Below are 13553 nucleotides of genomic sequence, written 5' to 3'. Positions count from 1 at the left end.
TTTTACATTTGGTATATATCTATGTATTGTTGTGCCGAACTATCCCATGAGTGGTCTATCGACATCATATATTTTCTAATTTCTTTTACTTTCTTTTGATCGAGATAAAGTTCATACGCTCTACCAATCGCATGTCCAACGTCCCAAACACTGGTTTGATCATGACAAATACCAAAACCGCCATCTCCAATGTCTACCACCGTATCCTTTAAGCCACCAATACGCCTTACGATGGGAATAGTACCATACCTCAAGGCGTACATTTGATTAAGGCCGCAAGGCTCCACCCGGGAAGGCATCAATAGGAAATCTGCCCCAGCATAAATTTGATGCGACAAAGCTTCGTTATAACCAATATAGGCATTGTATCTACCAGGATATTGGTGGGTGATCTCGTTCAATCTATCTTCAACTTGAGGATCTCCCGAACCTAGCACCAGAATATTGATTTCGCCATCGCTTTGCGCCAAAGCATTATAAAAAATATCAGGTAATAAATCAGCTCCTTTTTCTCCTACCAAACGACCAATAAAGGTAAAAAGCGGCTTGGTTGAATCGAGGTTAAAAACACGACAAAGTTCTTCTTTGTTTGCTTTTTTCCCATTTTCTAAAGTTCTGGCCTGATAGGCCTTTACAATCATGGGATCTTTTTGCGGATTCCAAACTTCTGTATCGATGCCGTTAAGCACTCCTATAGATTTGCCACGCTCTTGTGCCAATAAATTCTCCAGCCCATTTGCAGCATGGCTGATTTCGTCCAAATAACTAGGTGATACCGTGGTAACTCTCCAAGCGCATTTAATGGCAGCAGCCAGAGGGTTAATGGCACTGCTCCAATCTAACTTACTGGTATTAATCAAATCAAAAGGCGGCAGATAATGTAATTTATCCCAACCAAATTGCCCCTGATATTGAGCATTGTGAATGGTAAGCACACTTGGCACCTGATTAAGACGGCTAAATTGATAGCAATTACTCATCATAAAAGGGATTAAACCTGCATGATGATCATGAACATGTACCACATCTGGCTGATGCTCCCATTGCGCCATCCAATCCAAAGCAGCAATTTGAAAGGCCAGAAAACGTTCGGTATCATCACCATAGCCATACACGCCCTCTCTATCGAACAAACCTGCGATATGGACCAGGTACATATCGAAACCTAATTTGTTGGTCAATTCTTTTAATATCCGAACCTGGTAATTGGTTGTTCCTACTTTTACCCAGCCGTCATAAACGGTTTCAAATTCGTTTTCATATAGAAATTTAGAATTGTAGGCAGGCATAACGACCTTGGCAACATGTCCAAGCTTGTTCTGATATTTGGGTAGGGCACCCACAACATCGCCCAAACCACCTACTTTAGCAACAGGATAACACTCGGCACTTAGATGTATGATCTCCATAAATGATATTCGGATAGAAATTGTTTTAAATTAGGTAAATGATTGAGTATTGCAAACTTTTACGCTAAATAAATTTCTAAAATTGCGGGAGAGTAGATTTGCCACAGATGCATAGATAAATATCTTGGGCCTAGATTAATGATTTGATAATTATTTGTGGCATCTGTGGCAGAATAGAAAAAGCTGGGCTTAGGGCCCAGCTAATCACAACCAAACAAAAATATTACTTTAAGTAATAAGCTTTTAATATTCTTCCTGCGCCATAATTGCATAAAACTGGTGAATGGAATTGAACTGTGGATGTAACGACACTACATTTCCAAATACCAATAACGCTGGCGAGCTGAGTTTCTTTTCTTCTATAAGCTCCTCGATGGTATCTACAATGCCTACCACCACATTTTCTTCTTTCGACGAGCCGTTTTCGATTACTGCAACAGGCAAATTAGCTTTGCCTTCGGCTTTAAAAATTCCTGCAATTTCCTTGATTTTTTCGATACCCATTAACACCACAATCGTAGCGTTGGATTTTGCAGCCACATACAAATCAGGTGAAATTTGCCCTTGAGCATTGGTTCCCGTAACTACCCAGAAGCTTTCGCTCATGTTGCCATAAACCATTGGGATTTTTTGCAGTCCCGGTACACCAAGTGCACTAGAAACTCCAGGTACAATCTCCGTTGGAATGCTATAAGATTCTGCCACATGAACTTCTTCGTAGCCTCTAGCAAATACAAAAGGATCGCCGCTTTTTAACCTCACTACGTGACCATAGTTTAAAGCGTAATCTATCATCAATTTGTTGACTAATTTTTGAGAGAAAGATTCATCATCCGACTGCTTCCCTACATAAACTTTAATTGCATTTTCTGGGGCGTAATTTAACAGCGCTTCATTTACCAATGCATCGTATAAAATTACATCGGCAGTTGCCAACGCTTTTACACCTTTTAAGGTTAACAAATCCGGATCACCGGGGCCTGCACCTACCAAAGTTATCTTAGGCTCTACTGAATTTCTTTCTACTTTTTCTAAAATCATCTTTGCTTCTTTTTTTAATCAACAATACAAATGTATATAATTTCTATCTATTTAGTAGTATTTATTAAAATAATTGTATAATTATCTGATTAACAGATGAATATTTTTACAAGAACAAGTTGTATACCATTATCAGAATTACAAAATGATATAATCTAGCACCTATATTTGAAGTGTCAAAGCATCAGATGGGATAGCTACAGGGCTATGTTAGATTTCTATCTCTGAACCAAACCTCATCTGGCTTGGCAGAGAAACCTTGCATTTTGTTAACTAAAACGGCTGGATCAGCTTCATTAAATACCAAATCCCTATTGGCTTGTTTTAAAAATCGATGTTGAACCATCATATCCATTTGAGCAAAAAGTGGGTCATAAAAGCCGCCAACATTCAATACACCAATGGGTTTAGCGTGCAATCCCAATTGCAACCAAGTAAGTACTTCAAAAAACTCCTCTAAAGTTCCGAATCCCCCTGGCAATATCACAAAGCCATCAGACAAATCAGCCATTTTTTGCTTGCGTTGGTGCATATTCTCGGTAATAATCATTTGCGTAATATCTTTGTGCCCTACCTCTTTATCCATCAAAAATTGCGGAATTACTCCGGTTACTGTACCATTCAATTTCAATACTTCGTTGGCAATTACGCCCATTACGCCTACGCTACCGCCACCGTAAACAAGGTCAATTTCTTGAGCTACCATTGTTTTTGCTAAATCAACAATAGCTTGCTTAAGGGTTTCATCTCCATTGAAATTTGCGCCACAGTAAACGCATAGTGATTTAATATTTTCCATGTCGTAAAAAATGTTCGACGAAGATAAGCTTTCTTATTTTTTTCTATGTTAGATGTTATTTTCAATTTCAAAGATTTCTCTTCGTTCCTCATCGAAATGACGGTAGTTTTTTATCATCAATAACTAAAAAAAATGGCCGGCACAAGTACCGACCATTCTTCTTCATTATTAGTTAACTGTAAGACTTACGAAGTTTTCGAAACTTCGTAAGTCTATAGCAACGTTAAAAACTATACCTCACTGTAGCACCGTAAGTTCTTGGATCGCCCAATACCCCAGCGTACAAACCAGAGTTTCCCGCAGCTGCCTGTAGCTGTTCAAAATAGTTAGTATTTGCCAAGTTACGTCCCCATACGAACAATGAAAATTTTTCTGACCTAAATCCTATTCTTGCATTTAGCAGTGCATAACCGTCTATGACCAAGACTTTTGATGGCGTTGGATTTGAAGAATATTCCGAACGATAGCTCACATCGCCAGCGATAAAATACCTACCCTCTTTCTCAATCAAATTTCCTGCAGTACTCAGTTCAGCACCACCAGATATATTCCATTTGGAAATACCAGGCAAACGACCTCCCGAAGCATCTTTAAAAGCTACCTGAGTGGAAACACCATTGATCACCTCGGTGTGGCCAGTTTCTTCCAACGGCAAAGGCGCATTCGTAAATTTCACATATTTACCATCCAAATAAGCTACGGTGGCATTTAAAGTTAAAAATCTACCTGCTTGATAACTACCATCAACTTCCAAGCCCCTTACCCTTACTTTTTCAGCATTCGCCAAGTATCCTCTGTTCACCCCTAATTGCGGCGACTGTACGTTAGTTTGATAATCTTTGATATCGGTATTAAACGCAGTAATATTCAACAGAGCTCCAGCCGTTGGCTTTGTTTTTAGCCCCAATTCATAATGTTGTACATATTCGGGCTTTACTCTTGCTACTGAGATATCTGCTGCACCAGACGAAGTAGTAGGTAAACCACCCACGTTAACACCTACGGGTTTGTAGCCTGTAGAATAAGTTGCAAAGGTGTTTAATTTATCGCTTGGTCTGTACGACAGGGTCAAATTACCTGAAAGATTATTGTTTTCTGTACTGATATTAAACTGCTGATTAGCATAAACCGCAGCTTTTAGTGCTAGCAAATTAGCATCCGTGGTTTGTAAACCGCCATATGTTTTCCTATCGTAATCTACGTCCTTCTTATCATAAGTGAACCTGATACCTGGCAATACATGGAGTTTATCAATCACTTCCCAGTCAACCTGGGCAAAAGCCGCTGCACTTAAAGATTTAATGGTTGAATTGGTTCTAATTCCAAAACCATCTAACAAGCCTGGGGTTGAGTATAATGCCTGTTGACCTGTATTGCTGGTTTGTACAAAACGCCATTGATCTTTACCTACTTCTTCGGTTTGACCTAAGCCTTGTAAATTTTGACCGAGAATAAACACGCCTACTACCCCGCTCAATTTATCGGTAATGTCACCTGCATATCTCACTTCTTGCGAATATTGATCATGACGGGTATTTCCCTGCGACTTAGTTAGTGCGGAGAACTCTGTAAAATCCCTGTCGTTGGTTGGATCCCAGTTCCAAAATCTCCACGCAGTGGTAGAAGTCAGTTTGCCCTTCCCTATTTTATAATCAGCATTTAGGGAAATTCCTCCGATGGATTGATTATGCCTCCAAGGTGTGTTTGTATATATTTCTCTTGAAAAAGGATCAATTTTCGGTTGTTGGTAACCTAGATCAGACACAATTTTAGCATATTGACGATAAGCACTTCTTTCCGTAGTGGTAACTCCCGCAACTACCAAGGGATATCCAGCAGGGTGTTGTATACTTACATCACCGCTTAATAACAACTCTAACTTATCGTTAGGCGTATATAGGAATTGCGCTTTTGCACCTAAATTGTTTTGTCCACTATATTTGCGTTCTTCTGGAACATTCCAAATGGTACCGTCGCGTTGCGTGCCTGATATGGAGATTTTTGCCGCAAGATTTTTGGCCAATGGTCCGGTTACCGTTGTTTTCGCTTGTATAAAATTATAGTTGCCGTAACTCAATTCCACCTTCGCATTAGGGATAAAACTTGGTTTTTTAGTAGTAATGTTAAATGCTCCAGCCGTGGTGTTTTTTCCAAACAAAGTTCCTTGAGGCCCCCTAATGACCTCAATTTGATCAATATCGATAAAATCGGTTGAAGTTGCGGCCGGGCGAGCATGATAAACACCATCCACATAAAAACCTACTCCTGGATCTATCCCATCATTAGTTAAGCCAAAAGTAGAACCCAAACCTCTAATATTTAGAGTGGTATTCCTTGCATTAGAAGCGTACAACTGTACTGAAGGAACCAATTCTTTCAATCGGTTAACGTTAAAAGCACCAGCGTTTTCGGCAGCTTGCCCGCCAATTACCGTAATGGGAATAGGTACCTCCTGTAATACTTCTGAGCGACGTCTAGAAGTTACCACTATTTGATCTAATTGTGACGCTTCCAACAATACAAGCTCTAAAGGCGTAGCGGAAACGGTTAAGACCTGAAAGTCTTGTGGTTTAAATCCTACTGAACTTACCTGAATATAAAAAGGCACTTCTGGAATTTGAGTTAATCTGAATTCACCTTTTTCATTAGCGCTGGTAGAAATATTAGTGCCTCTAACTTTTACAGTGGCATGGGGGACAGGAGAACCGTCGCCCCTTTTGATTATTCCCGTAAGCGAGGTTTGGGCAAAAGCTACATTTGCAAAGAACGTTATAAAAAAAAGAGATAATATAGAAAGGTAAATGTTATTTCTTAGTGAGTAAAGTTTGATTTTCATTTTTTGTATAAAGAGTTATAATATTTGCTGTATGGGTATTTTGAGATAATTGAAAGCGTTTTTCATCATACAGCAACACATGGGATTAAGTGATCTTTTCATGTTTTCATTTTTTAAATTATATAATATCTATAGATTTAGTAGACAAATATATTAAAGTTTTTACATTTGAGAATTTTATTTTGAAAAAAGATGATCAATATCTTTTTCGATAAGCTAAAGTTTCTGAGAATAAATTTGAATGGATGGTTGATCTGCTTCCATTCAATCATAGTACAAAACAAAAAGTCATTATATTCGCTTATCCATGAAAAAGTCAGATGATTTGATGTATGATTTCCGTGCTGGAAGTGAAATAGCTTTTAAGCACTTTATGAAACAGCATATACATGCGCTTACTTTTCATGCCTATAAAATCTGTCGAAGCAAAGAAGTGGCGGAAGAAATTGTTGCAGACACGTTTTCAAAACTATGGCAGCGCAAAGACCATTTTGAAAGTGAAATCAATATTAAATCTTTCCTATACATTACTACGCGTAATGCATGCTTTGACCATATTAAATCGGCCAAACAGCAAAACAACAAACTTTCTGTAGAGTTAAATGAAGATTTAATTTTACGAGATACTGATCCTTTAACCCATTTGATCCACGCTGAACTAATTAAATTATTAGTGGAGGAAATCAATCAACTTCCGCAGCGGCAAGGCGATGTTTTCCGAATGTTTTATTTAGAAGGTCTTACTACCGATGAGATTTGCATTCGCTTAAATGTAACACCAAATGCAGTGTTTTTAGCAAAGAAAAAAGCTATAGCTGCTATTAGAGATGTATTTTCAAGGAAAGATTTATTTGCTTACATACTCCTTTCGAAGCTATTGTTCATCGATGAAGTATAACCATAGATTTATCTTTTTCATTTTTTTGGACAGATTTATTTTTCGATTTCGTTTCTATATAAAAAACGAAACAAGTGCTCCAAACAGATCAAATCATTAAGCTATTAGGGAAACACCTTAATGGTAGCCTTAATAGGCAAGAAACAGAAGCGTTACAAACATGGATAGATGCCAAACCTGAGAATCAAAATTTGATCAACAGGCTTGAGCAAAATGAACTATTGATTGAAGATATCCGCCTTTATTGGGATCTATGGAATGATGCGGAGGCTACAGAACGCGAGCAACGAATTTTTGATAGAGTGGCACAAAAGACCACAATCCTGCCAAGCCCTTTATACAAACGTATACACAAATGGGTACCTTATGCAGCGGCATCGATATTGGTTTTGGCTTCCATCCTATACTTAACTCTCCAACCTAAAAAAATAGCTGATACTGAAACACTCATCACAGCCAAAGATATCTTACCAGGTGGAAACAAAGCTACCTTAACGCTAGAAAATGGACGCAGTATAGATTTGAATTCTCAGCAATCTGGAATTATTGTAGGCAAAGACATTACCTATTTAGATGGTTCTTCCATTGTTGACAACAAAGCCGAAGCTTCAGAAAAGCTTGTACTAAAAACACCAATTGGCGGCAATTATAAAGTGGTATTACCCGATGGATCGCAGGTTTGGTTGAATGCAGATAGTAAATTAACCTACCCTTCTCGATTTGCTGCAACAGAGCGAATTGTTCAATTGGAAGGTGAAGCCTATTTTGAAGTACAACACCAGCACCTATCAGGCAGAAAAATCCCTTTTAAAGTGGTAAGCAACGGACAAACCGTAAATGTATTGGGTACAGCTTTCAATATTTCGGCCTATGCCGAAGAACCTCAAATGAAAACCACCTTGGTAAATGGAGCCATAGAAATTGAAAATCATTCTTCTAAAAATATCAACAAAATGGTTCCGGGCCAACAGGCAATTTTAGAAGGCACAGACACCAAAATCAACAAAGTAGATGTTTTCAAATCCATTGCCTGGAAATATGGACAATTTTCTTTCGATGACAAATCATTTGATCAAATTATGAGAGAGATGGCCCGTTGGTACAACATTAAGGTAGCATATGAAGGCGGCATCCCCACCGACCGATTTACTGGAAATGCATTTAAAACCGACAAACTCGGCACTGTTTTACGCTTTTTGGAAAGCAGCAGTATTCAATATCGAGTAAAATCGGACGACAACGATACTTATAAAGTCATTATTAATAACACAGCAAACCGGAGGTGAATCATTACCAATTAACAAAACAAACAGACGTGGTGCTTGCGTCTTAAAAACAAGGAACATCAACTCTTCCTCAAAAAGCCTAACCAAACATTATATTTATCCTAACCTCAAACGATTTAATGAACCATTACTTATTTAGAGTATTGAGACTGATTATTATTTTTCTCACGGCGGGTTTCATTCATGTAAGCGCCGCTGGTTATTCGCAAACCATAACTTTAAAGGCAAATAAGTTGCCTTTCACAATCGTACTGGACAACATTCGCCAACAAACTGGCTATGCCGTTTACGCCAATGTAGAGCATTTGAAAGATACCAAGCCCGTATCTATAGCTGCTGAAAACATGCCGCTATTAGAGTTCCTGGACAAGATTCTTTTAAATCAGCCATTAAGAGCCTCAGTAGAAGACAAAACGATTGTTTTATATAAAAAACAAGCAAGCGAAAACAAAACAGTTGCAAAACTAGGTAACACAGAAACAAAACAAGCGCAACAATTACAGGTTACCGGAAACGTGGTATCTGCAGACGATGGGAAACCAATACCTTTTACCAGTATAACCATCAAAGGTACTACGAAAGGCGTTTCTACAGATATTGAAGGAAATTTCCGCCTAGATGGCGTAAAAGCAAACGACATTTTATTATTTTCTTCTGTTGGTTACCAAAATCTAGAAATCGCGGTAAACGGGCGCACTAGAATTGACGTAAAAATGTCTCTACAAATGGAAACATTAAACCAAGTAATGGTTGTTGCATTTGGTACAGCGAAGAAAAGCACCTTTACAGGTTCGGCGGCTGTCATTAATGAAGATGTTTTCAAAAACAGACCTACTACAGAAGTAACTCAAGCTTTAACAGGCACCACTCCTGGCTTGCAGGTAGGGACATCTAACGGACAACCTGGTTCAGAGCCTACTCTACGTATTAGAGGACTTGGTTCTTTCAACGCGAACAATAGTCCATTAATTATTTTAGACGGTATACCTTACGATAACTCCATCAGTAGCATTAATCCGAATGACATAGAAAGCGTTACGATTTTAAAAGATGCTTCATCTGCGGCTTTATATGGTGCTAGGGGCGCCAATGGGGTGTTATTGATCACTACCAAAAAAGGGAAATCCGGCAAGCCAAACATTAATGCGAAGTATAATTTTGGTTTAACTTCCAGACAAAGCGCAGATTACGAGCGCTTAAATGACAGAGAGTTTATGGAGCTTTATTGGGAATCTCATCGTAATTCATTGTTATTAAATGGCAGTACCTTACAAGATGCGAACGCGCAGGCGGGTCCAGCTTTATTGGCAGGTTTGGGCTACAACCCTTATTTAATGAATGCCTCAGAATTGTTTGATGCCAATGGAAAATTAAACCCGAATGCCATAAACCACTGGGCAGAAGATACAGACTGGTACGGAGGGATTACGCAAACCGGCAAAAGACATGACGGCAATTTATCCATTAGCGGAGGAACCGAAAAAACGGACTATTATACCTCTTTAGGTTATGTTAAAGAAGAGGGTTTTGTGATTGGATCGGCCTTTAGTCGAATTTCTGGCAAGGCAAATGTGAATTCGCAAATCACCAAATGGCTTAAAATGGGAACTAATTTAAATATTGCCCATTCTAAATCAGAAGGGGAACAATCAGAAACCAGTGGTGCTATTTCCAATCCATTTAGAGCTACCCGATATTTAGGCAATATCTTTCCAATCCACCTTCACAATCCAGCTACTGGCGAATACATATTAGATTCTGACGGAAATAAAATACCAGACTTTGGTAGTGGGTGGACTTCTGCAGATGGTTCCATTGTAATTTCAAACAGAGATGCTTTTGCGGGCAGCAACCACCCATTTGAGGTGCATAACAATTTCACCGGGCTTCTTCGTCAAACCATCAATTTAAAAGGGTATGCAGACGTTTCCCTATTAAAAGGCTTAAAATTTACTGCCAATGGAGGCTTGGGCTCAAACATGTTCCGTAGCTGGGCCGGAGGATTCAAATATGAACAAAAAGGCAATGCTGGTTCTTCGGCACAAAATTCGTCGAACACCACTACTTGGACTTTCCAACAACTTTTAAACTATAACAAAAACTGGGGCAAACATCATTTCGAAATACTTGCCGGACACGAAAGCTATCAATTCCAATACTGGTATCTTTCTACTTCAATGAGGACCCAAACCATTGCTGGTGATAACTTCGAATATGCAAACTTTACAGAAATCAATGCATTGCCTAATTCTTACACACATAATTATAGAGTAGAAGGTTATCTCTCGAGATTAAATTATGATTTTGGCGAAAAATATTTTGCGTCCGCATCTTACAGAAGAGATGGTTCTTCCCGCTTTAGCAAAAATGTTCGCTGGGGCGATTTTTGGTCTGTAGGCGCAGGTTGGTCTGTGGACAAGGAAAACTTTATGGACAACATCAAGTTTGTTAACCAATTGAAATTAAGAGCTTCCTATGGTGTGGTAGGCAATGACGATCTTTCTAGTTACTATCCTTGGAGAGCAGTATATACTCCTAATGATAACGGCGAACCGGGATATGTGCAAGCTAGCTTGGGAAATCCAGATTTAACTTGGGAAACTTCTAAGAGCTTTGATGTTGCAGCAGAGTTTGCTGTACTAGGCAATCGCCTAAATGGATCCGTGGAATATTTTAACCGTGTTTCTAGCGACCTGCTTTTTAGTGTTCCTCAACCAATATCTTCCGGAATACCATCCATTGATAAAAACGCAGGGTCAATGTATAACAGAGGTATTGAGGTTAATTTGACTGGCCAAGTATTCAAATCAAAAGATTGGAACATCAATCTTAATGCAAATACAACTTGGCTAAAAAATAAAATCACATCGCTACCAATAGACCCATACACCTCTTCTATTTATAAAATTGAAGCTGGACATTCTAGATATGACTTTTGGCTGAGAGATTGGTATGGTGTAAATCCAGAAACTGGTTTCAACCTTTTCCGTGCAGATCTTGATCGTTTTACCTTCGGGCCTAATGAACTTAAGGAAATTAATGGCGTTAAGTATACCGAAAATGTAGAAAAAAGCTTGTACGGCTATGCAGGTAGCGCAATGCCTACCCTAACTGGAGGTTTTGGTGCCGATATTGGATGGAAAAACTTCAATTTAAAAGTTAATTTCTATTACCAAACTGGCAGTAAATTCTATGATGGTGGCTACAGATCTTTCATGACAGGCTCTCTTTCTTATGCTAGCCAACACAAGGATCTGCTTAACAGATGGCGTAAACCTGGCGATATTACTGACGTGGCTATTGTAACTGCAGGTACCAACTCTGTAAATATCGAAGCTGCAAACTCTACGCGCTGGCTGGTATCCTCTAATATGCTAGAATTAACCAATGTAAATTTATCTTACAACGTACCTAAAAGTTTTCTGAAAAGTAAAAACATTTCAGATGCGGTAATTTATTTTTCTGCAAATAACGCTTGGTTATTGGCCTCCAGAAAAGGCGTTTACCCTAGAAGGAATTTCCATTCCGGATACATCTCAAATGATGATGTTTATCCTCCTTCTACCATCATATCCTTTGGTTTATCTTTAACTTTTTAATGTATTAAGCATGAAGAAGATTTTTTTAATAATATGGGCATTTGTTGTAATGATAGCAATGTCATGTAGCAAAGAATTCTTGGAGACAGAATCTACCAGTGCTGTTGATCAGTCTACCATGTTTAAGGATACCAAAACAGCCTTAATGGCCATTAATGGTATTCATCGTATCATGTACGAAAAAGGTGATTTTGCACCTAAAATGGGATATCAATATTATATGTTGTATATGGATTTCCTAGGTGAAGACATGGTGTACACCAAATCTAACGCACAGTTTCGTACAGAGGCTGATTGGACTCGTCACAGACAGCCTACCAACCAATATCCACGTCACATTTATGAATATATCTACAAAATAATTGCCAATGCCAATATGGTCATTGAAAATATTGATGGCGCAACAGGCCCTCAAGAAGAAAGAGATTATATCAAGGGACAAGCGATATTCTACAGAGCCTTTTCTCATTTCTGCGCTGTACAGCTATATGGCAAAAGATATGATCGTGCAGGAAACAACACACAGTTAGGTATTGTGTTAAGAATGGAATCTTCAACTGAAGCCAAAGCCAGATCTACGGTAGAAGAAAGTTACGCCGCTATTAATAGTGATTTAGATGAGGCTATACGCCTGCTTTCCAATGTTAAGTTTCAACGTTCTACCAAAATGCACGTGAATGTACATGTGGCCAGGGCAATCAAAGCTCGCGTTTTGCTTACGCAAGGCAAATGGTTAGAAGCCGCTGAAATGGCAAAATTGGTCGTAGATAATTCTGGAGCGAGAATGGATAAAAGCTGTTACGACTACAAACAAGGTCGTTGTACAGATGCCAGAAATAACGAATGGATTTGGGCAAAAATAGCACAACCGCCTCTTGAAACCGCTACATTGTTTAATTTCTACAGCTACATTTCCAACACCAATATTTCTTATAATAAGAATACTCCACGAGCTATCTATAACTTGCTTTATGAGAAAATTTCAAATACGGATGTTAGAAAGCAGCTTTGGGTGAATAATGTGGTGAACTACCCTGGACTGGTGATTCCTCCAGGAGGAAATGCATTTAAATGGATGAGCCAAAAGTTTATTGTAGATTTTCCGGATAGCAAATCAGCTTCTTATAATGGCGCAATCATTACGGCAGATTTAGCTTTCATGCGTCTACCAGAAATGTATTTGATCATGGCCGAAGGGTATGCAAGAAGCGGACAAGAAGATGTAAAAGCTCGTAATGCACTATTTGTGGTCGCAAAAGACCGTGACCCCGCTTATGTTTTAAGCACAAAAAGTGGCGATGATTTAGCGGAAGAAGTGATGTTTCAAAGACGTGTTGAATTATGGGGCGAAGGTTTCCGCTTTCTAGACCTGAAACGTTTGAACATGGCTTTGGATCGCGGCCCAGCACCTAGGCCTGGTTATAACCAAGGTGGTGCGGCAAATAACTGGAAACACAATGCCAATCCAACCAACTTAGATCCCTTAGCTTCTAATTTCAATATGTATGAAGAAAAAGCAGTGGGCGAAGCCAGTAGGTTTTTCCCTGCCGGAGCTAAAGAATGGCAATGGGTTATCCCAGATTTAGAAATCCAACGTAATCCGCTTTGCAAGCAAAACGATTTATAAACATGTAAGTTCATAAATAAAGAACCCCTCTTCGAATATTCGAAGAGGGGTTCTTTAT

General features: G+C 38.9%; 8 protein-coding genes. 4 read left to right on the top strand and 4 right to left on the bottom strand.

Annotated features, from left to right (window positions below; translation table 11 throughout):
* Nucleotides 1–2 precede the first annotated feature (2 nt).
* The 4 genes from ABDV71_RS07995 to ABDV71_RS07980 form a co-directional block, all read right to left on the bottom strand.
* Nucleotides 3–1409 carry a glycogen synthase gene (locus ABDV71_RS07995; RefSeq protein ID WP_343531926.1) on the bottom strand — a complete coding sequence of 469 codons (1407 nt, stop codon included), beginning with the start codon at nucleotides 1407–1409 and terminating at the stop codon, nucleotides 3–5.
* Between the two features lie 243 nt (nucleotides 1410–1652).
* Nucleotides 1653–2450, bottom strand: a complete 798-nt coding sequence (gene cobA, locus ABDV71_RS07990) for a uroporphyrinogen-III C-methyltransferase (RefSeq protein ID WP_343531925.1) — start codon at nucleotides 2448–2450, stop codon at nucleotides 1653–1655.
* A gap of 205 nt (nucleotides 2451–2655) precedes the next feature.
* Nucleotides 2656–3249: a TIGR00730 family Rossman fold protein gene (locus tag ABDV71_RS07985; RefSeq protein ID WP_343531924.1), complete on the bottom strand. Its 594-nt coding sequence runs from the start codon at nucleotides 3247–3249 to the stop codon at nucleotides 2656–2658.
* Between the two features lie 223 nt (nucleotides 3250–3472).
* The gene (locus tag ABDV71_RS07980) at nucleotides 3473–6085 is read right to left on the bottom strand and encodes a TonB-dependent receptor (protein WP_343531923.1); all 2613 of its coding nucleotides are present in this window, start codon (nucleotides 6083–6085) and stop codon (nucleotides 3473–3475) included.
* 307 nt (nucleotides 6086–6392) lie between these two features.
* On the opposite strand from ABDV71_RS07980, the gene ABDV71_RS07975 reads away from it, so the two are divergent.
* The 4 genes from ABDV71_RS07975 (at nucleotide 6393) to ABDV71_RS07960 (ending at nucleotide 13495) form a co-directional block, all read left to right on the top strand.
* On the top strand, nucleotides 6393–6983 hold the full coding sequence (locus ABDV71_RS07975; protein ID WP_343531922.1) for a sigma-70 family RNA polymerase sigma factor: 591 nt from the start codon (nucleotides 6393–6395) through the stop codon (nucleotides 6981–6983).
* A gap of 74 nt (nucleotides 6984–7057) precedes the next feature.
* On the top strand, nucleotides 7058–8269 hold the full coding sequence (locus ABDV71_RS07970) for a FecR domain-containing protein (protein ID WP_343531921.1): 1212 nt from the start codon (nucleotides 7058–7060) through the stop codon (nucleotides 8267–8269).
* A 119-nt stretch (nucleotides 8270–8388) separates the two neighbouring features.
* Nucleotides 8389–11868 (top strand): TonB-dependent receptor, encoded by a 3480-nt coding sequence (locus tag ABDV71_RS07965; protein WP_343531920.1) that lies wholly within the window; start codon nucleotides 8389–8391, stop codon nucleotides 11866–11868.
* 10 nt (nucleotides 11869–11878) lie between these two features.
* Complete coding sequence (locus tag ABDV71_RS07960; RefSeq protein WP_343531919.1) at nucleotides 11879–13495, top strand: RagB/SusD family nutrient uptake outer membrane protein; 1617 nt, start codon at nucleotides 11879–11881, stop codon at nucleotides 13493–13495.
* Nucleotides 13496–13553 lie beyond the last annotated feature (58 nt).

Origin of the sequence: Pedobacter sp., from assembly GCF_039594775.1 — a bacterium.
Lineage (GTDB): Bacteria > Bacteroidota > Bacteroidia > Sphingobacteriales > Sphingobacteriaceae > Pedobacter.
This window is presented reverse-complemented; position numbering and strand designations above follow the sequence as displayed.